Source organism: Corallococcus macrosporus DSM 14697, from assembly GCF_002305895.1.
Classification (GTDB): Bacteria; Myxococcota; Myxococcia; order Myxococcales; family Myxococcaceae; genus Myxococcus; species Myxococcus macrosporus.
In genome coordinates this window covers 8,396,506-8,416,313 of record NZ_CP022203.1, presented here as the reverse complement: position 1 = coordinate 8,416,313, position 19,808 = coordinate 8,396,506, and the positions used below count along the sequence as shown (strand labels likewise).

Here is a 19,808-nt window from a genome sequence, read left to right as displayed (position 1 = left end):
TCCAAGATGCGCCCCGTCGCGGTGGCGGAACAGATTCAGACAGGCGGGATTGTGACCGGTACAGTTCAGCTCCAACGAACTGTGCCGGTCGCGGTTGATGCGAGCTGTATCTGGGCAGCGGGCCCGTTCTCGTCTCCGATGCCGGCCGTCGTGGATGCGGCTCACTTCGGGAGGAGCCATGGGCGCGGTGGCACACAAAGCAAAGCTCTACGAACAGGTGGCCGAGCGAATCGCGGACGCCATCTCCTCGGGCACCTTGCAGCATGGAGACAGACTGCCGTCGGTGCGGCAGCTCAGCCTGCGCGAGCGGGTGAGCATCTCCACCGTCCTCCAGGCCTACCTGCACCTGGAGTCCCTGGGGCTCATCGAGACGCGGCCGCAGTCCGGCCACTACGTGCGCCGCCGTGAGCGCCCCCGGTTGGCCGAGCCCGAGCTGTCCCGGCCCGCGTCCAGCGCCACCGCCGTCACGGTGAGCGGGCTGGTCGCGAGCGTCTACCAGTCCATGGGGGACGCCCGCATGGTGAAGCTGGGGGCCGCCTCGCCTTCGCCGGAGCTGCTGCCGGTGCGCAGGCTGTACCGCGAGCTGAACGCGCTCAGCCGCGAGTCTCGCGACCGGAGCATCCTGTACGACGTGCTGCCCGGGTGCCTGGAGCTGCGCCAGCAGCTCGCGCGCCGCTCCCTGGACTGGGGCTGCTCGCTGTCCGCGGATGACTTCATCACCACCTTCGGCACGTCCGAGGCCATCCACCTGTGCCTGCTCGCGGTGGCCCGTCCGGGGGACACCATCGCCATCGAGTCCCCCGCCTACTACGGCACGCTGCAGGCGATTGAAGCGCTGGGGCTGCGCGCGCTGGAGATTCCCTGCTGCCCGCGCAACGGCATGCAGATGGAGGCGCTGGAGGCGGCGCTGACGCGGCGGCGCATCGCGGCGGTGCTGGTGGTGCCCAGCTTCAGCAACCCGGTGGGGAGCTGCATGCCCGACGTGCGGCGCCAGCGGCTGGTGAACCTGCTGGACGCGCACGACGTGCCGCTCATCGAGGACGACATCTACGGCGACCTGCACTTCGGCCCCGAGCGCCCGCGCTCATGCAAGGCTTTCGACACGCGGGGCAACGTGCTCTTGTGCAGCTCGTTCTCGAAGACGCTCGCGCCGGGCTTCCGCGTGGGCTACGTGGCGCCGGGGCGCTTCCGGGAGCGGGTGGAGCTGCTCAAGTTCTCCACCTCCGTGACGACCGCCACGGTGCCCCAGTATGCGATTGCGCGCTTCCTCCAGAATGGAGGCTATGACAGGCACCTGCGCTCCCTGCGCCGCCGCCTGGCCGCGCAGGTGGAGCGCATGGCCGAGGCCGTGGCGGAGTCCTTCCCCGAGGGCACGCGCGTGACGCGCCCCTCCGGCGGCGCGCTGCTCTGGGTGGAGCTGCCGCAGCAGGTGGACGCGCTGGTGCTGAACGCGAAGGCGCTGGAGGCGGGCATCAGCATCGCCCCTGGGCCCATCTTCTCCGCGCGGATGGACTCGTTCCGCCACTGCTTCCGGCTGAGCTGTGGCCACCCGTGGACACCTCGCATCGAGGCGGCCATGTCCACGCTGGGGGCGCTGGCGCGCAGCCTGGCCTAGCGCGCGAACAGCAGGCCCGCGCCCTCGCGGGACGCCCGGTTCACCGCCTGGGTGATGGCGTGAATCGCCGGGGTGGGGGGCGCGGCCCGGCCCGTCGCCGACAGCATCCGGCGCAGCGACGTCATGAAGCGGGCCTTGCCCGTCAGCGGCTGATAGTCGGGGGCCTCGCCCAGGTGCTGGCGGAGGTCGTCGCGCACCTGCCGGGCCTCGGTGGCCGTCCAGTAGCCCATGGAGGGGAAGTTGCGCCGCAGGCCGATGCCCTCCGCGACGACGCGGTCCGGGGCCCGGCCCCAGACGAGGTGCCGCCACAGGTCCAGCGTCCGCTTGGGGCAGGTCTCCGCGATGACGATGTCCGAGGCCCGGACTTCCTGCTCGGTGGGCTTGAGCTCCGTCGCCAGCTCCATGCCATCGGGGATGCCGGCCTCCTCGCGGGTGAAGTAGTCGGAGACCTCGTCGAGCAGCTCCAGCACCGAATCCTGGAAGCGCTCGGGCGGTTTGCGCAGGGCCTCGGAGCCCTGCTGGAGCAGGTGGTCCACGAAGCCGATGAGGGCCTGCTGGTCCTCGTCCGGTGTTTCTCCCGCGTCCAGGCTCTCGTGGACCTCACGCGAGAACCACTCCCGGAAGGCCGCGAGCCGCTCCGGCGTCAGCAGGGGGATGAGTCCTTCCGGCGGGGTCAGGTAGATGAAGACAGGGACGCTCATGGCCCCTGTCTACTCCGCGGCGGCGCTCCTGGGGGAAGGATGCGACGAGGCTCCACCTGAGCCATTCGCGTGCCAACGCGCGGGGCTGGCTCAACCGCGCGAAGTGACGCGTGGTGGGGGCACGGCTCACACACGGATGGGCGGCTCGATGAGCACGGGCTCGGTGGCCTTCGGGTCATCCGGGTCGAACGCGGGCGAGTAGGGGCCGGCGTGCGTCTCCTTCCACCTGCGGGGCACGCGCTCGATGCCCACGGGGAAGACGGTGAGCCGGCCGTCCTCGCCAATGCGCATGCGCAGGAAGTTCTTCCAGTCAGGCGAGGCGAGCGAGATGAACGCCTCGTTGGAGTGCGCGCCGAAGCCGTTGACGCTCAACCACAGGTACAGGCCCATGACGAAGGGCCCCACCAGGAAGCCGCCCAGGAAGGTGAGGCTGGAGGACAGCAGGAACTTGCCCGCCAGGTGCCACCAGCCGGCTTCGCAGTGGATGCCGTCCGCGGAGAGCTCGGGGCAGACGCCCAGGCAGCTCACCGTGAAGTAGGTGGCGCCCCAGGCCACGAAGAAGGCCGCGGCGATGTGCCCCAGCCCATGGAGCGCGCCCGCCAGCGTGCGCCACTTGCCGAAGGCCGAGTCCGCCATCCCGATGAGCCCGGCGATGGTGCCCATGCCCAGCACCAGCGTCCACGGCCGGGCCACCATGCTGTTGGCCACCGCGAGGATGACGTCGGGGAGCCGCGACACCCCGAACGAGCCCACCTCCGCGTAGGCCGCCAGCGCCAGCAGCAGGTACAGCGCGCCCGTCATCAAGCCGAACCAGGGGCTGTGCCGGATGAGGAGCAGGTTCTGCCGCGCCAGCCTCCGGGACGTCCACTCGTCCGGGAAGCTCTTCTGCAGCGTGTAGCCATCCCGCAGGACGTGGGCGGAGGGCGCGTGCGTGGGGTGGAGGAAGGCGCCACCGCCGCCCGCGGTGATTTTCTGCCGACCGCCCGCGTCCTCGTGCCGCCGGTAGTGGTGCAGGTCGCCCGCGAGGAAGACGTTGATGCGGCGGCCGAAGACCTTCTCCTGGAGGTACTCCAGGTTGTTCTCCAGGTAGGTGCCCTTGCGCCGCTCGGTGGCGGCCAGAATCCACGCCGGCTCCGCGTTGCAGAGGATGATGCGGTCGTCGGGGCCCATGTGATTGGCCACCTCGCGGAAGTACTCCACCTGCGGCACGTCGATGTCGCTGTTGAGCTGCACGTCCGTGCCGATGAGCCACCAGCGCTGGGGCAGCTTCAGCGCGAAGTAGCTGCGGCTCTGCCGCGTGCGCCGGCCGGCAATCCACCGGTTCGCGCAGAACAACCGCAAGAAGGCCCCGAGCCCGTCGTACCAGTCATGGTTGCCCGGAATCACGAACAGGTCCGGGCTGGGGGCCTGCGAGCGCCGCATGGCCGCCTCGTAGGGCTGCACCAGCCGCTCGTCGTACACCTCGCGGCTGGCCCCGGGGTACACGCCGTCCCCGCCGAAGATGAGCAGCCGTCCCCGCTGCGTGTCGTGGGACTCCGCGTGGGGCTGACCCTGCACGGCCAGCGCTAGCTCCGGCAGCGCCAGCAGCCGCGCCACGGCGTAGGTGGAGTTCCAGCCGTCACCCGTGTCCGACACATAGTCCAGCCAGAAGCCGCCCTCCGGCATCGGCTCCTGTGAGTAGTCGAAGTAGGGCACCTGTGGCCGCACCACCGCTTCGATGAGCCGCTGGTCCGCGCGCGCGCCGAAGACGGCTGCCACCACCGCGTCCAGGCCCGTGCGCAAGAGCTGCGCGGGGTGGAGCCAGCGCACCATGTCCGCCCGCTTCTGGGGCCGCGCCGCCAGGCTCCGGTCCGACAGCGGCAGGCCCTCGCGCGAGGACAGGGCGTAGGGCCGCAGGTCCTCCGCGGGGAGGTCCTCGCGCGGCGATTCCAGCGACTCCCGCGGTTCGCGCTCAGCGGCCATGCGCAGGTTGCTCCGGGATGGGGCCGTGAAGGGCGATGGCGCCGAGCCCGGGGGCCGCGGGCGGGGACGTGCGGAATCGTGAACGCATGGCAGACCTGGATTACCACGGCCGTGGCCCTCGCCTGGAGCCCAGGCGGGCGCGGTTCGCGGTTCCCAGGGGCCTCCGGGTGGGGCACCCTGGGGGTATGCCGGACTCGCCGCTCAAGGACTTCCCGGTGGTCGTCTCCTTTCCCCTCCACTGGGGGGAGATGGACGCCTTCGGCCACGCCAACAACACGCGCACGTTCACCTGGTTCGAGACCGCCCGCATCCACTACTTCGCGCGCATCGGCCTGACGGGGCCCTCCGGCGCGGCAGGTGACCGGACGAACCGGGACGGCGTGGGGCCCATCCTGAAGGCCACCAACGCGGAGTACCTGCGCCCCGTCCTCTTCCCCACGCGCCTGGTGGCCGGCTGCCGCGCCACCCGCATCGGCACGTCCTCCATCACCCTGGAGCACGCGGTGGCCGGCGAGGACGACGGCGTCATCTACACCCGGGGAAGCTGCACGATTGTCACCCTGCGCTATGCCACCCACGAGAAGGTCCCCGTGCCCGCGGAGGTCCGCGCGGCCATCGAGGCGCTCGAGGGGCGCTCCCTCAGCTCGTGAGTGAGGGGCGGTTTCCTGGCGGAGCGCCGACCATGACGGACCTGGCGCTCGGGTTCTACGAGGGCATGGCGGAGGAGTACCACCTGCTCTTCGCCAACTGGCCGCAGGCGGTGGAGCGGCAGGGCGCCATGCTGGACGCGCTGCTGCGCCGCTGCGAGGCGCCGCCGCCCCGGCGCGTGCTGGACTGCGCGTGTGGCATCGGCACCCAGGCGCTGGGGCTCGCGGGCCGGGGCTACGCCGTCCACGCCACGGACCTGAGCCCCGCCGCCGTGGCGCGCGCCGAGCGCGAGGCCCGCGCGATGGGCGTGCACCTCTCCACGGGCGTGGCGGACATGCGCGCGTTGGACACGCAGGTGGAGGGCACCTTCCCGGTGGTGCTGGCGCTGGACAACGCCGTGACACACCTGCTGACGGACGAGGACCTGGACGCGGCCGCGCGCGCCATGGCGTCGAAGCTGGCGCCGGGTGGGCTGGTGGTGCTGAGCGTGCGTGACGCCGATGCGTTGGCGCGGCATCAGCCGCGCTTCACGTCAGAGCGGCTGTTGGAGGCGCCCGAGGGCCGCCGCATCCTCTTCCAAATCTGGGACTGGGCCGCGGACGGGCGGACGTACACGGTGCACCAGTTCATCCTGCGCCCGGAGGGCAATGGCTGGCAGGCCACCGAGCACACCGGCGTGTACCGCGCGCTCCAGCGCGTGGACCTGGAGCGGGCGCTCACGCGCGCGGGGCTGGTGGACACGCGCTGGCACACGCCGGAGGAGACGGGCTTCCATCAGCCCATCCTCACGGCGCGGCGGGCTTGAACGCGCGGCTCCGAGGCGCCGACACCTGTCTCAAGAGCCTCCTCGCCGCCGGGGGGAGTTGGGCACGGAGCTCGCTGTTTGGGAATGTCGGGGGTTCTGCGGCGTGAAATGTCCCGACATTTCCGAACAGCGAGCTGCCCGGGGGCGCCCGGGCCTCGGGGGGCCTCGCCTCATGGCGCCGTGCGCTTCGCCTCCGCCGGGGCGTTGGGGTGGCGGGCGAGCAGCATGCGCAGTTGGGGCTGACGCCGCACCGCCTCCTGCTTCAGCAGGTGGGCGATGAGGGCCGGCGGCGCCGCGCTCCAGCGGGCGATGTTCTGGATGAGCATGGGCGAGCGGTAGGTGCGGCCGCACAGCAGCGACGCCGTCTTTCCATCCACCGGCAGGCCGATGAGCGCGGCCAGCGCGCGGCCTTCGGTGTTGAGGATGAGCTCCACCTTCTCCTCCGCGGGGCCGCTGGCGAAGCGCTGGCGGAGCACCTCGCGCGCGGCGCGCCGCGTGGACTCCGGGACGTCGCGGTCGTTGCCCACCTTGTGCAATTCCATGAGCCGGCGCGCGCTCCACAGCCGCCGGAAGAGGCTGGCGGGGAGCTGCGGGTTGCGCACGAGCCAGCGCCGCACGCCCGTGTCCGCCGCGAAAGCCGCCCGGCCGCACAGCGCCTCCAGGCCCACGGGGTTGCGGTGGTAGCGCGCTATCAGCCGCGCGTGGGCCAGCCCCGTGCGCGCGTTCTCCAGCACGGCCTTGATGACGGCGGGCACCGGGTCGAAGCACAGCGCGGACAGGACAGGGTCCTCCGCCGCGTGCGCGTGGGCGATGCGCTGGTCCTCGGGGAGCGGGTGCAGGCGCAGCTCGAAGAGCTGGCGATAGTTGCCCAGCGCGACCTCGGGCTCGTCCGGGGCGTCGGCGTCCGCATCCGTGGCGGGAGCGGGCGCTGCGTCCCGCCCCACCGGGGCGCCATCCCGGGGTGACACGTCGGGCACGGACCCCGCGGACTCGGCGTCCAGGGGCGTCAGGTCGAGCAGGGGCAGGTCCACCGGGGGCTCGGTGCCCAGCGGCGTCAGGTCGGGTCGGGACGGGGCTTCCGCGGACTCGGCGTCCAGGGGCGTCAGGTCGAGCAGGGGCAGGTCCACCGGGGGCTCGGTGCCCAGCGGCGTCAGGTCGGGTCGGGACGGGGCTTCCGCGGACTCGGCGTCCAGGGGCGTCAGGTCGAGCAGCGGCAGGTCCACCGCGGACTCGGCGTCCAGGGGCGTCAGGTCGAGCAGTGGAAGTTCCGTCGCGGGCTCGGGCGCTGGCGGGGCCGTGGGCGGCGTCCTCCGGGGCTCGGAGGCCACGGGCGGCGAAGCACCCGGCGGCGCCGGGCTCGCGGCGGGCGTGGGCAGCAGCGCGCCCTGTGTGACGAGCCGGGAGAGGATGGCGCGAAGCCGGTCCGGAGGCAGGCCCGTCAGTGCGGGCAAGCTCCGGGCCGGGGTGGCGCCATCCAGGCGGGAGAGCACGAAGCCCTCCTCCGGGCTGAGGGCCAGCGTCCGCAGGTCCACCGCGGGATTCGGCTTGGGCGTCCACTCCGACATGGTTCCAGAGTCTTTCATGACCTGGAGTCCTCCGGCAGACCTGGGCCGAGGAGCGCGGCACCGCGCTGGAAAACATGACGGGTGCTGGACGGCCCGCCCGGCTGGTGGGCGTGCGGGGAGCACCCTTGCCTGTCCATGCCTACACGCTCTGACGCATGACGGGTTGACGGGAGGGCGCCCTGGGGCCCTAACTTCACACCATGTCCGACCGCATCGAGACCTATGCCGAGTTCTGGCCGTTCTACCTGCGGGAGCACGCGCTTCCTTCCACGCGCTGGCTGCACTTCACGGGCACCACCCTGGGCGTGGGGCTGGGGGTGACGGCCGCCGTCACGGGCCGCGGCGCGCTGGTGCCCGCCGCGCTCGTCGCCGCGTACGGCTTCGCGTGGTTCAGTCACTTCGTCATCGAGCGGAACAAGCCCGCGTCGTTCAAGTACCCGCTCTGGTCGCTCCTCTCCGACTTCCGCATGGCGGGGCTGATGGCCGCCGGGAAGCTCGCCCCGCACATGGAGCGTGCCGTTGCCGGGGGCATGGGCTCCGGGCAGATGAACCGCGCGGTGCCCGCGGCGCAGCAGGCCCGCTAGCCGGGCGGGCCTGGGGGCACGGCGGGGGCGCGGACTCCGGGGCGCATTGACGCGTCCCGGGGCCTCTCTGAGAATCGCGCGCGAATTTCGGGCCTGCGCCCGGAGGAGCTCCGTGAACCTCCTGTCTCGCGTGAAGAAGAGTGTCCGGCACCGCGCCGCCTACAAGGCGTCGGAGCCGCTGTCGAAGCTGCTCAGTCTGACGGGCTTCGGCCGCTACGGCCCGGGGCCTCAGCTCAAGTCGCCAGAGCCCCTGCGCCAGGCGGGCATCCCTGTCGAGACCTACCGCTTCGATGTGGCGGAGCTGGAGCGCTTCTGGGACGGGCTCCAGGCGCGCAACGACGTCATCCGGCACTTCTGTGGTCTCCAGCCGTATTGGGAGAAGCGGCCGCAGTACTTCTTCACGTGGAAGCAGATTGAACCGCTGATGGCGCGCGAGGACGCCGTCTACGTGGACATCGCCTCCACGGCGAGCAGCCCGTACCTGGAGGTGCTCCGGGCGTTGGGGCGGACACGGAACGTCTACGCGCAGGACCTGGTCTTCCCGCCGGGCATCCATGGCCACCAGATTGGCGGTTCGGCGGCGGAGCTGCCGCTTGAGAATGCCTCGGTGGACGCGATGACGCTGCACTGCTCCTTCGAGCACTTCGAGGGGAGCGCGGACACGGGCTTCATCCGGGAGGCGGGGCGCGTGCTCCGGCCCGGGGGCAGGGCCTGCATCGTCCCGCTGTATCTGGGCGAGTACGCCTTCACGATGTGCGACCCCGCCTGGGGCTACGACATCCGCCGCGACGCGGAGCCCATCATCCACCTCTTCCCGCGCTGGGGAGAGCGGCACGGCCGCTTCTACGACGCCAGCACCTTGAAGGCGCGCGTCCTCGGGCCCGCGCGCGAGGCGGGGCTTCAGGCCCGCGTCTTCCACTTCGAGAACATCCTGGACCTGCACCCGACCTGCTACACGCACTTCGGGCTCGTCCTGGAGAAGCCCGCGCAGGGGTGATGCCACCCTCGGCTGGGGCAGACGGTACAGCCCGGACGATGGCCCGTTAGGGCAGGCACGCCTCTTCGTAGCCCCAGCGCTCCGCGTCCTCGCCTTCGTCCAGGAGTGGCTTCAGGGTGTCGAGCGAAACCGTGGGCGGAACGTCCACGGAGATGAGCCCGGGGACATGGCTCCGCTCGACGGCGCAGCCGTGCCCCTCCAGGAGCGCCTTCACGGCGGGGACGTCCTCCTCGTCGTGGACGATGAGGCGCAAGGTGGCGTGTCCCGAGGGCCGGACCACCTCCTGGAAGAGGAGCTCTCCGCCCACGTCCTCGGCGGACACGACGTCCTCGCAGGCAACGCCCTTCGCGAAGAAGGGCACGTTGTCGAGCTGGTACAGCCCTTCGCCCAGGGGACGCGCCCAGAGCCCCTCTGAGTCCGCGGGGGGGTAGTCGTCCTCGTCCCTCTCCAGTTCGAAGATGACCTTGACCCGGTTGTCGCTTCCCGCGGTGCTCATTTCGCTTTCCCGTCGCAAGAGTGCCTGGCGCCCTTCTTGAGGTTGCACTTTCGACAGAGCACCTGTCCATTCTCCACCTCGCCCGCGCCGCCCCTCGACCTGGCGCGCTTGTGGTCGACGTGGGCCTCGTTCGACGGAGGCGTCACGCCTCGCTGATGCCGCTTGCCGGGGACCGTCTCGGTGTCGCAGTTCGCGCAACGGACCTTGCCGTCGTTCTCCTTCGCGTTCCGCTCCTTCACGATTTCCTTCTGCCGCTTCGTGAAGGCCTTTCCGGACCGGTCCTTCTTGTTCTTCTCCTGCGCCTTGTCTTTGTCCTTGCGGGAGATGACCGGCTGCCCGTCGGGAATGACGGACTCGAGCAGGGGAACGGGGGCAAAGGGCGACGGAGCGGCGGGGAGCTCCCGCGTGGACGGCGTCGCGACCGCGACCGCGAGCAGGACCAGATAAAGCGTGTGCATTCAGAAACAGTCTCATATGCAAGCCTTTTGAAGCCAGCGTGCGTGCCCACGTGAAAGTCTTTCTCGTAAATGAAGACACGGGGTCGTTTCCGCCTCATCGCCGTGGAGGCGGATGCGTGCGCATGACGCAGGGCGTTGGCGGACGACGCGCTCACCCACGCATTCGTCACCCAGGCGGCACAGTCCGGGCTATAGCCGACCGTCACAGTCCGGCCCTCGCCGTTCGCGGCGGGGCGGGCCACGGAGGCCGGCATGGGTGGAGTCGCGCGGAAGTTGGGCTGGGTGCTGCTCGCCGCCGCGGGCGCGGTGAGCCTGGGCACGGTGGCCCTGCACCGGGGCGAGCGCATCAACGCCATCTGGCTGGTGGTGGCGTCCGTCTCCGTCTACCTCATCGGCTACCGCTTCTACGGCGGCTTCGTGGCGCGCAAGGCGCTGGGCGTGGACGCCTCGCGCGCGACGCCGGCGCACCTGCGCAACGACGGCCTGGACTACGTGCCCACGGACAAGTGGGTGCTGTTCGGCCACCACTTCGCCGCCATCGCCGGCGCGGGGCCGCTGGTGGGCCCGGTGCTGGCCGCGCAGATGGGCTACCTGCCCGGCACGCTGTGGATTCTGGTGGGCGCGGTGCTGGCGGGCGCGGTGCAGGACTTCGTCATCCTGGTCTTCTCCGTGCGCCGGGACGGCAAGTCCCTGGGCGACATGGTGCGCCTGGAGCTGGGGCCCGCCGCCGGGGTGACGGCGATGATTGGCGTGTTGATGATCATGATGATCATCCTCGCCGTGCTGGCGCTGGTCGTCGTGAAGGCGCTGGCGCACAGCCCCTGGGGCACCTTCACCGTCGCGATGACCATGCCCATCGCCGTGCTGATGGGGCTCTACCTGCGCTACCTCCGCCCCGGCCGCGTGCTGGAGGTCTCCGTCGCCGGCTTCGTGCTGCTGATGCTCTCCATCTGGCTGGGCGGTCACGTCGCCGAGCACCCGACGTGGGGCGCGGCCTTCACCTTCGACGCCAAGGCGCTGGCGTGGATGCTCATTGGCTACGGCTTCTGCGCGTCCGTGCTGCCGGTGTGGCTGCTGCTGGCGCCCCGCGACTACCTGTCCACCTTCCTGAAGATTGGCACCGTGCTGCTCCTGGCGGTGGGCATCATCCTGGCCGCGCCGGAGCTGCGGATGCCGGCGGTGACGCGCTTCATCGACGGGACGGGGCCGGTGTTCTCCGGCGGGCTGTTCCCCTTCCTGTTCATCACCATCGCCTGCGGGGCGGTGTCCGGGTGGCACTCGCTCATCTCCTCCGGCACCACGCCGAAGATGCTGGCCAGCGAGGCGGACGCGCGGGTGGTGGGCTACGGCTCCATGTTGATGGAGTCCTTCGTGGCCATCATGGCGCTCATCGCCGCGTCCGTGCTGGACCCGGGCGTGTACTTCTCCATGAACGCGCCGCCGTCGGTGATTGGCACCACCGTGGAGGAGGCCGCGCGCACCATCAGCCAGTGGGGCTTCGTCATCACCCCGGAGGTGCTGAGCCAGACGGCCGCGGACATCGGTGAGTCCACCATCCTGTCCCGCGCGGGCGGCGCGCCGACGCTGGCGGTGGGCATGGCGCAGATCCTCCACGGCCTGGTGGCGGGCGAGGGGATGATGGCCTTCTGGTACCACTACGCCATCCTCTTCGAGGCGCTGTTCATCCTCACCACGGTGGACGCGGGCACGCGCGTGGGCCGCTTCATGATTCAGGAGCTGGCCGGCCTGGTGTACGCCCCGCTCAAGCGCACGGAGTCCTGGACGGCCAACATGATTGCCACGGCCCTCTGCGTGGCGGCGTGGGGCTACTTCCTCTACCAGGGCGTGGTGGACCCGCTGGGCGGCATCAACACGCTGTGGCCGCTGTTCGGCATCGCCAACCAGATGCTGGCCGCCATCGCGCTCACCCTGGCCACGGTGATTCTGGTGAAGATGAAGCGGCAGCGCTACGCGTGGGTGCCCGCCGTGCCCGCGGCGTGGCTGGTGCTCTGCACGCTGACGGCGGGGTGGCAGAAGGTGTTCGGCGCGGACCCGCGCGTCTCCTTCCTGGCCCACGCGCGCCAGTTCTCCGCCGCGGCGGAGCAGGGGAAGGTGGTGGCGCCGGCGGCCTCTGCGGAGGAGATGCGGCGCATCATCGGCAACGACTACCTGGATGCCGGCCTCACGGGCGTGTTCATGGTGCTGGTGGTGGCCACGGTGCTCTTCGGCGTGCGCGCCGCGCGAGCCGCCTGGCGCTCGCCGGCGCCCACCGCGAGGGAGTCCCCCGCCGTGCCGCTCCCGGCGGCGGAGGCCCGCTGACATGGTCTCCAGGTGGGCAGGGCTGGGCCACGCCTGGCGCCGCGCGGTCCAGGTGGCCCGGCTGATGATTGGTGTTCCAGACTACGACACCTACGTCGAGCACATGCGCCGCCACCACCCGGACCGGGAGGTGATGAGCTACGCCCGCTTCTTCGACGAGCGGCTCCAGGCCCGCTACCGCGGGGGCGGCGGGCGCTGCTGCTGAGGGACGTCCCAGCGGGGCGGGACAGGCGGGCCCCCGGGCGGCCTTGCCCGGTCAACATCCGGGGGCCGAGGGCCTTCCAGGGAGTAGCCACGCGGAACGTGGCCGACCTATACATCCCTCCCATGGGACGCATTTTCGAGACACGCAAGGCCACGATGATGGCCCGCTGGAACAAGATGGCGAAGTTGTTCACGCGGATCAGCAAGGACATCGCCATCGCGGTGAAGGCGGGTGGGCCGAATCCCGATTCGAACTCCACGCTGCGCCGGGTGCTCCAGAACGCCCGCGCCGCGAACATGCCGAAGGACAAGGTCGACGCGGCCATCAAGCGCGCGAGCGGCCAGTCGGCGGCCGACTACGAAATCGTGCTCTACGAGGGCTACGCCCCCCACGGCATCGCGCTCCTGGTGGAGACGGCCACGGACAACGTGGTGCGCACCGTGGCCAACGTGCGCATGCACTTCAACAAGCACAGCGGGAATCTGGGCACCAGCGGCAGCGTGGCCTTCATGTTCCAGCGCATGGGCGTGTTCCGGCTGAACCCGGAGGGCCTGGACCTGGACGCGCTGGAGCTGGAGCTCATCGACCACGGCCTCCAGGAGATGGGCGAGGGCGTGGGGGAGAAGGGTGAGCAGCAGCTCATCATCCGCTCCGCCTTCGCCGACTTCGGCCAGCTCCAGGCCGCCATCGAGGCCAAGGGCCTGGTGCCCGTGTCCGCGGACTCGGAGTACGTGGCGCAGAACCCCATCGAGCTGCCCGAGGACAAGGCCACGGAGGTGCTGGAGCTCGTGGACGCGCTGGAGCAGGACGATGACGTCCAGCGCGTGTTCCACAACCTGGCGTGAGCCAGGCGTTTCGTCTCTCGAACGGAGATCTCCTCGATGTCCTCCTCGGAGCGTTCCTGGCAGAGGTCCCTCCACCTGCCAGGGAGCCGGGCCCCCTTCCTGACGCGGGTCAAGCTGCGGAACTACCGCAGCATCGAGACGTGTGACGTCGAGCTGGGGCCGCTGACGTTTCTCGTTGGACCCAATGGCTCGGGGAAGAGCAACTTCCTCGACGCCTTGCGGCTCATCACGGACGCGTTGCGCACGTCCTTGGACCATGCGTTGAGGGACCGTGGCGGCGTCCACGAGGTGCGGCGACGCTCAAGTGGTCACCCCACCAACTTTGGCGTTCGCATCGACTTCCAACTGCCATCCGGGGAGAGCGGCCACTTCGCTTTCGGTGTGGGAGCCCGCTCCCATGGCGACTATGTGGTCCAGAACGAGGAGTGCGCCGTCGGAAGCGCGAGCTACCGCGTTCGAGAGGGCGCCGTCGTCGTCAAGCCGGCCCAGGTCGCGCCACCTGCCTCGACGGACCGCCTCTACCTCGTCAACGCCGCGGGGCTCCCCGAGTTCCGCCCGGTGTTCGACTTGTTGTCGAACATGGGGTTCTACAACCTGAATCCGGACCAGTTGCGGGCGTTGCAACCTCCCGACAAAGGCGAGCTCCTCGCGCGGGACGGCTTCAATCTGTCGAGCGTCCTGGAGCGCTTGGAGAAGCAGGACAACGGCACGACGAAGCAGCGAATCGAGGAGTACCTCAGCCGTATCGTGCCCTCGCTGCAAGGCGTAGACCCCAAGCGCGTGGGGCACATGGAGACGCTCGAGTTCCGACAGAGCGTGGAAGGGGCGAAAGACCCCTGGCGCTTTCCCGCCATCAACATGTCGGATGGCACGCTGCGGGCGCTCGGCGTCCTCGTGGCCCTCTTCCAGGCCAGGGCGGAACACCGTGTCCCCCTGGTCGGCATCGAAGAGCCGGAGATTGCGTTGCACCCTGCGGCGGCGGGCATCCTGCGGGATGCTCTGCGGGATGGGTCGCAGCATGCACAGGTCATCGTGACCAGCCACAGTCCGGAACTGCTCGATGACCCCAGCATTCGCGCGGAGGAGGTCATCTCCGTGACCTCGACGCAGGGGAAGACCCTGATTGCGCGCGTGGACGAGGCAACGCGTTCCGTCATCCGTGACCGGCTCTACACGGCAGGCGAACTCTTGAAGGCCAACCAGTTGGTGCCGGATCTGGATGCCGTTCCCGAACCCAAGCAGATGCAGCTTTGGGAGCGGGAGGACTGATGAAGCTTGGCCTCATTGTCGAGGGGCACGGGGAGGTTCAGGCGCTGCCCATCCTCATCCGGCGGATTCTTCAGGCGCTGGACTCCCCGGTCCAGCCTCACGTGCTGCCGCCATACCGCGTTCCTCGAGGCCAGCTCGTCAAGGAGTCCGAGTTTCAGCGGGCCATCGAGTTGGTCGCACGAAAGGTGGGGGAGGCGGGGCGCATCCTGGTGCTGCTCGACTCGGATGATGACCTCCCCTGCGCCCTGGGGCCCCGGCTCCTGGGGTGGGCCATCAATCAACGCGCGGATCGCGCCATGTCGGTGGTCGCGGCGCATCGCGAGTTCGAAGCCTGGTTTCTCGCCGCGGCCGAATCCTTGCGCGGTCGCCGAGGCCTTCCAGATGACTTGAGCGCACCTCCCGAGCCCGAACGCATTCGGAATGGCAAGGGCTGGTTGGGCGCGCGCATGCCCGATGGCTATAGCGAGTCGCTCGACCAGCCCGCTTTCGCGAGTCACTTCGACCTGACCGCCGCACGACGCGCGGACTCTTTCGACAAGTTGTACCGTGACGTGGGCCGGCTTTTCGGCATCGTGGTCCCGCCGCGAGGTTTGTGACCTTCAATGCGGCGAAGGGGACCACCGCCGCGCTTCGCGGTGGCCCCCGTGAAGCACGCCGTTATCTGGTGAAGGGGATGGGCCCGTTGGACAGGGTGCTGTTGCCCGCGCCGTCCACCGCGCGCACCCGCCACGTGTGGCTGCCCGTGGCCAGCCCCGTCACGGAAAGCTGCTCCGTGCCCACGCCGTACACCGCGAACTCCCACAGCGAGTACCCGTAGGCCGTCGCGCGCTCCACGCCGCGCATCCGCACGTAGCGCCCGACGCCGCTCAGGCCGGTGAGGTCATCCACCCCGCCGTCGCCGGCCGCCTCCGTGTACAGCGTCCGCCAGCCCGTGCTGCCGTCCATGGACGTCTCCACCACGTACCGGCGGCCGAACGCGGCCTCCCAGCTCAGCACCACGCGCTTGAGGGAGTACACCGCGCCCAGGTCCACGGTGATGGACTCCGTGTCGGGGCTGGCCACGTCGTTGCGGCTGGCCCAGCGCGTCTCCGCGTTGCCGTCCACCGCGTCGTTGGGGCTGCCGAACTCGGACGAGGTGGCCGCCACGTTGCGGCCCAGCGCCAGGTTGGTGCCCGTGCCCACGTAAGTCCTCGGCGTCACCGCGGGCGTGCGGTCCGCCCCGTCCACCACCAGGACATACCGCGCCACGCCCGCGCCCACGTCCGTGGTCTGCTCCCAGATGAACGTGGTGGACGCGCCCGGCACGGAAGCCCCGGCCGCCGGTACCAGCGCGGTGAAGGCCGCGGGCGGCGCGGTGTCGTTGAGCGTGAAGGTGGCCGTGGCGGACGTCGTCACGCCGCCCGCCCAGTTGTACGCCCGCACGAACCAGGTGTGCGCGCCGTTGCCCAGGGACACGTTGGCGAGCGCCGCGGAGGGCGTCTTCGTCGTCGCCACCGGGAAGGGGCTGCCGTCCAGGTAGACCTCATAGCGGTGGATGCCCGTCTGCGGGTCGCTGCTGGGCGTCCAGGTGAAGGTGGGCCGCGTGGTGAGGGTGGAGCCCGGCGCCGGCGTCAGCAACGTGAAGGCCGTGGGCGGCGTGGCGTCCGACAGCCCGAAGCCCTGGATGCCCGCGCCATACTGGTACAGCGGGTTGCCGTATATCGGGGAGATGGGCAGGCCCTGGGCGATGCGCTGCCGAATCTCCGCGCGCTGGGCCTCGGTGGCGCCCAGGTCGAAGGGCAAATCCCACCGCTCCAACTGGTTGTCCTCCACGTCGGTGCCAAGCTGGTCCAGCGAGCGCGGGAGCTGCCAGGGCAGTTGGCCGCGTGGCAGCACGTCACCGAAGAGCACGTCCGCCACGGCGACGCCGCCCATGTCACCGGGCCGGTACGCCATCAGCAGCGCGTTCGTCTGTGGCACCACGTTGGTCAGGATGTACGGGCGCGGCAGAATCATCACCGTCGTCACCGGGATGTTCCGCGCCCGGAAGCCGGTGATGACGCCGTACTGGTCGCCCCACTGCGCGTCGTGCGGCGGGCCAATCGGGTCGCCCGGCAGGTAGGGCTTCTCCTTGTCCCACTCGGTGCCGTGGGTGAAGTAGCTCTCGCCCACCACGACGATGGCGGCGTTGACGGTGACGCCCGCGGGCGCCGCGTCCTTGTAGACGGTGATGCCGTCCTGCTCCGCGCGCTGCTGGATGGCCTGGTAGATGGTGAGGTCGCCGAACTCCGTGCCGTGGAAGTCGGAGCGCCACGTCACCATGCAGGCCGGGTCATCCGCGCGGGGACCGGCCACCACGATGCGCGAGCCCGCGGGCAGCCGCAGCGGCAGCGCGCCGTCGTTCTTCAGCAGCGTCATCGCGTTCTGCGCCGCGCGGCGCACCAGGGCCTTGTTGTCGGCCGTGTGCCACTCGGACGTGCCCGCGGGGCCGCCCCGGTACGGGTCCTCGAAGAGGCCCAGGCGGAACTTCAGGTCGAGAATCTTCCGCGCGGCCGCGTCGATGCGGGCCGGCGTGACGACGCTCTCGAAGTCCCCCATCTGCTGCGGGTTGGCGCCGCCCATGACATCCGAGCCCGCCATCGCCGAGCGCGACCACGCGCCCGACGGCAGCCAGTCCGAGCAGATGACGCCCGTGTAGCCGAGTTGATTGCGCAGGTAGTTGAGGATGCCCGGGTTGTCACCCGCGCCCCAGCCCTCCGGCCCCAGCAGCCAGCTGCCCGCGTAGCCGGGCATGATGCCGCTGGTGCCCGCCTCGATGGCCGCGTGCCACGGGCGCATGTGGTAGTGGATGGTGGTGCCGTCGTAGGTGATGCCGCCCTCGCCGCCCGCGCCCTGGCCCGGCCAGTGCTTGGTGGTCACCCAGAGGGAGTGCGGGTTCACCTCGGGGCCACCCTGGAGGCCCGCCACCAGCGCGCGCGTCATGCCGGCGGCCAGGTCCGCGTCCTCGCCGCCGCCTTCCTGGATGCGGGGGTAGAGCACCTTGGTGCCCACCTCGGCCAGCGGCGACAGCGTGCCGCGGCTGCCCACCGCGACCTGCTCGCGGCGCTGCATGTCCCCCAGCTCGTAGACGGTGTCCAGGTCCCGCGACGCGGCGAGCGCCGGCTGCGTGGGCCAGCTCGTCTTGAAGCCGTGGATGGTGTCACCCGCGTCGACGTGCGGGATGCCCAGGCGCGTGCGCGCGGAGGCGCGCTGGAAGGTCGCGATGTCCGACGGGCTGAGCGGCCCCATCATGAAGCCGGCCTCCGGCACCGTCCGCGCCTCGTAGAACATCTGCAGCGCCTTCTCGTGCGGCGTCATGCGCGACAACAAGTCATTGACGCGCACGGAGATGGGGTTGGCCCAGTCCTCGTAGGGGTCGATGACGCCGTTCTTGTTCAAGTCACGCCGGCCGTTGATGAGCGCCACGCCGTCGTCCGCCGTCTCCACCTCGGGGAGGTAGACGCTGAAGGTGCGCAAGTCGGAGCGGCTGGTGCCGCCACCGCCCAGGTTGGCCACCACGTACCACTTGTACGTCCAGCGGTCGGGCAGGTCCTGCGGCAGCGTGAAGGAGGTGGCGGTGGTGGTGCCCACCTGGGTGAAGCGGTCCAGCAGGCTGCCGGGCGCCATCCAGTCGTAGTCGTCGCGGCTCAGGTTGACGAACACCGTGTAGCCGGTGGCGCCGGTGACGGGCGCCCACTGCAGCGTGGGCCGGCGCGTGTTCGTCATCACCGCCTCGTTGGCGGGCGCCACCACGCGGAAGGCCCCCGCGACGGCGGGCGGCGGCTGCTTCGGGTAGGGGTCGGGGATGATGGTGCGGTCCCTGCCGTCCGGGCCGGGGGTGATGGTGAAGATCTCCACCTTCCACTCCGCCCCCTGCACCGCCAGCGCGGACACCGTCTGCCCGCGCAGCACCGTGCCGGTGGACGTGGTGACGGCCAGCCGGATGTCGGTGTTGGGCGCGGTGGGGGAGAACTGGTTCTTCGACATCGTCACCACGGTGTTGGCCGGGAAGGTCAGCTCGTAGGTGAAGGGCCCGGGCGGGTTGCGCACCGACGGCGTGGTGTTGCCCTCCTCGGGCGTGGGCGTGACGCCGAGGGGCGCGGGCGACACGTTGATTTTCGCGTACGCCAGCTCGGGGAACATCAGCTTCACTGTCTGCGGCGTCGTCTGAGGGGGCGGCTCCTGGGGGCCGCCGCCGGGCGCGTAGACCTCGAAGGACCACAGCGAGTAGCCGTAGCCGGTGCCGCGCTCGATGCCACGCACGCGCACGTAGCGGGCGCTGCCCGACACGTTGATGCCGCGGCTGCCGGGCGCGCCGTCGGTGATGGGGGGCGCCAGCGCCGTCCAGGTGCTGTCGTTGGTGGAGCCCTCAATCACATACTGCTTCCCATAGGCGCCCTCCCAGTCCAGCACCACGCGGCCGAGCTGCTGGGTGGAGCCCAGGTCCACGCGGAGCCACTGGGCGTCGGAGGTGTCGTCGGAGGACCAGCGCGTCGTCGCGTCGCCGTCCACCGCGTAACCCGGCGCCAGGTGCGCGGCGTCGCCCTCCACGCTGGACGCCGTCGCGGGCCGGCCGCGGGCCAGGTCGCCCGAGGCATGCGCGCCGCCGTACACCGCGAACTCCCACAAGGAATAGCCGTAGTCGATGGCGCCCCGCTGCGTCCCGAGGATGCGGACGTAGCGGCCGTTGCCCGTCACCGCGAGGTCATCCACCCCGCCGTCGCCATCCGTGATGACCCGGAGGTCCTGCCAGCTCGCCTCGTCGTTGGAGACCTGGACGCGGTAGCCCCGGCCGTACGCCGTCTCCCACGTCAGCACCACGCGGCTGATGGCCGTGGGCTGGCCCAGGTCCACGTAGAGCCACTGGCCCTCCTCGAACGCGCTGCCCCAGCGCGTCCCTCCGTCACCATCCACGGCGAAGTTGCCGGTGAGCCCTGGCTCCGAGGAGGACGTCACCACCGGCCGGTTGAGCGCGAGGTTGGGGCCTGACTGGGCCTCCGCGCGCGCTCCCACCGCCACCCACAGCCATACCGCGAGGACAGCACAGGCCCGGGCCAAAGACAGCCAGGGGCCGTGCGCGCCTCGCACACGGGAAATCGGCACACGCATGGGGAAAAGCGGACCGTTGGAGAAAGTGGGGGAGGGGGTGAACCAGCACGCAGCGACGATGAACGGCGTCCGAGCGGTCCTTTCCTTTCTGCCGCCTATTCTATTCCTTCGGCATCACAACAAAGTCAAACCAAGGCCGGACAACGCAGCAAGTCGTTGAAATCGCGTGTGACTTGGAGCCAGGGGCTCCCGTCACACGCGTCTTTTGCGCT

Annotated in this window: 16 protein-coding genes; 10 read left to right on the top strand and 6 right to left on the bottom strand. The window is 70.5% G+C overall.

Going from position 1 to position 19,808, the window contains the following annotated elements; all coding sequences use genetic code 11:
• The first annotated feature begins 178 nt into the window (after window positions 1–178).
• Window positions 179–1,615: an aminotransferase-like domain-containing protein gene (locus MYMAC_RS34195; protein ID WP_239989190.1), complete on the top strand. Its 1,437-nt coding sequence runs from the start codon at window positions 179–181 to the stop codon at window positions 1,613–1,615.
• Here the strand turns inward: MYMAC_RS34195 and MYMAC_RS34190 are convergent.
• Both MYMAC_RS34190 and MYMAC_RS34185 read right to left on the bottom strand, forming a co-directional pair.
• Window positions 1,612–2,316, bottom strand: a complete 705-nt coding sequence (locus MYMAC_RS34190) for a hypothetical protein (protein WP_095961110.1) — start codon at window positions 2,314–2,316, stop codon at window positions 1,612–1,614. The two genes, MYMAC_RS34195 and MYMAC_RS34190, sit on opposite strands and share 4 nt — an antisense overlap.
• Window positions 2,317–2,442: 126 nt before the next feature.
• Window positions 2,443–4,278 (bottom strand): hypothetical protein, encoded by a 1,836-nt coding sequence (locus MYMAC_RS34185; protein WP_095961109.1) that lies wholly within the window; start codon window positions 4,276–4,278, stop codon window positions 2,443–2,445.
• A 185-nt stretch (window positions 4,279–4,463) separates the two neighbouring features.
• Here MYMAC_RS34185 and MYMAC_RS34180 point away from each other — a divergent pair, with 185 nt between their 5' ends.
• Both MYMAC_RS34180 and MYMAC_RS34175 read left to right on the top strand, forming a co-directional pair.
• Window positions 4,464–4,928: an acyl-CoA thioesterase gene (locus MYMAC_RS34180; protein ID WP_204817196.1), complete on the top strand. Its 465-nt coding sequence runs from the start codon at window positions 4,464–4,466 to the stop codon at window positions 4,926–4,928.
• 32 nt (window positions 4,929–4,960) lie between these two features.
• Window positions 4,961–5,731 carry a class I SAM-dependent methyltransferase gene (locus tag MYMAC_RS34175; RefSeq protein WP_204817194.1) on the top strand — a complete coding sequence of 257 codons (771 nt, stop codon included), beginning with the start codon at window positions 4,961–4,963 and terminating at the stop codon, window positions 5,729–5,731.
• Window positions 5,732–5,901: 170 nt separating this feature from the next.
• Here the strand turns inward: MYMAC_RS34175 and MYMAC_RS34170 are convergent, their stop codons facing one another.
• Window positions 5,902–7,314 carry a hypothetical protein gene (locus tag MYMAC_RS34170; RefSeq protein WP_239989189.1) on the bottom strand — a complete coding sequence of 471 codons (1,413 nt, stop codon included), beginning with the start codon at window positions 7,312–7,314 and terminating at the stop codon, window positions 5,902–5,904.
• Between the two features lie 182 nt (window positions 7,315–7,496).
• On the opposite strand from MYMAC_RS34170, the gene MYMAC_RS34165 reads away from it, so the two are divergent.
• The gene (locus MYMAC_RS34165) at window positions 7,497–7,880 is read left to right on the top strand and encodes an Mpo1-like protein (protein ID WP_095961105.1); all 384 of its coding nucleotides are present in this window, start codon (window positions 7,497–7,499) and stop codon (window positions 7,878–7,880) included.
• A gap of 112 nt (window positions 7,881–7,992) precedes the next feature.
• Complete coding sequence (locus MYMAC_RS34160; protein WP_095961104.1) at window positions 7,993–8,877, top strand: class I SAM-dependent methyltransferase; 885 nt, start codon at window positions 7,993–7,995, stop codon at window positions 8,875–8,877.
• A 46-nt stretch (window positions 8,878–8,923) separates the two neighbouring features.
• Here MYMAC_RS34160 and MYMAC_RS34155 read toward each other — a convergent pair whose 3' ends face one another.
• Together MYMAC_RS34155 and MYMAC_RS34150 are read right to left on the bottom strand one after the other, a co-directional pair.
• A complete protein-coding gene (locus MYMAC_RS34155; RefSeq protein ID WP_095961103.1) occupies window positions 8,924–9,373 on the bottom strand; it encodes a DUF4265 domain-containing protein in 450 nt (149 codons plus the stop codon).
• The gene (locus tag MYMAC_RS34150) at window positions 9,370–9,831 is read right to left on the bottom strand and encodes an HNH endonuclease (protein ID WP_095961102.1); all 462 of its coding nucleotides are present in this window, start codon (window positions 9,829–9,831) and stop codon (window positions 9,370–9,372) included. Before MYMAC_RS34150 ends, MYMAC_RS34155 begins: the two co-directional genes overlap by 4 nt.
• Window positions 9,832–10,083: 252 nt before the next feature.
• On the opposite strand from MYMAC_RS34150, the gene MYMAC_RS34145 reads away from it, so the two are divergent.
• The 5 genes from MYMAC_RS34145 to MYMAC_RS34125 all read left to right on the top strand — a co-directional run bounded on the left by MYMAC_RS34145 (window position 10,084) and on the right by MYMAC_RS34125 (window position 15,065).
• Window positions 10,084–12,150 (top strand): carbon starvation CstA family protein, encoded by a 2,067-nt coding sequence (locus MYMAC_RS34145; RefSeq protein ID WP_095961101.1) that lies wholly within the window; start codon window positions 10,084–10,086, stop codon window positions 12,148–12,150.
• A 1-nt stretch (window position 12,151) separates the two neighbouring features.
• Entirely contained in the window at window positions 12,152–12,355 is a 204-nt protein-coding gene (locus MYMAC_RS34140; protein ID WP_095961100.1) for a YbdD/YjiX family protein, read from the top strand.
• A gap of 122 nt (window positions 12,356–12,477) precedes the next feature.
• Window positions 12,478–13,200: a YebC/PmpR family DNA-binding transcriptional regulator gene (locus tag MYMAC_RS34135; RefSeq protein WP_095961099.1), complete on the top strand. Its 723-nt coding sequence runs from the start codon at window positions 12,478–12,480 to the stop codon at window positions 13,198–13,200.
• A 36-nt stretch (window positions 13,201–13,236) separates the two neighbouring features.
• Window positions 13,237–14,469 (top strand): AAA family ATPase, encoded by a 1,233-nt coding sequence (locus tag MYMAC_RS34130; protein WP_095961098.1) that lies wholly within the window; start codon window positions 13,237–13,239, stop codon window positions 14,467–14,469.
• Window positions 14,469–15,065 carry a DUF4276 family protein gene (locus tag MYMAC_RS34125; protein WP_095961097.1) on the top strand — a complete coding sequence of 199 codons (597 nt, stop codon included), beginning with the start codon at window positions 14,469–14,471 and terminating at the stop codon, window positions 15,063–15,065. Before MYMAC_RS34130 ends, MYMAC_RS34125 begins: the two co-directional genes overlap by 1 nt.
• A gap of 61 nt (window positions 15,066–15,126) precedes the next feature.
• On the opposite strand, the gene MYMAC_RS34120 is transcribed toward MYMAC_RS34125, so the two are convergent.
• Window positions 15,127–19,506: a galactose-binding domain-containing protein gene (locus MYMAC_RS34120; protein WP_095961096.1), complete on the bottom strand. Its 4,380-nt coding sequence runs from the start codon at window positions 19,504–19,506 to the stop codon at window positions 15,127–15,129.
• Between the last annotated feature and the right edge of the window lie 302 nt (window positions 19,507–19,808).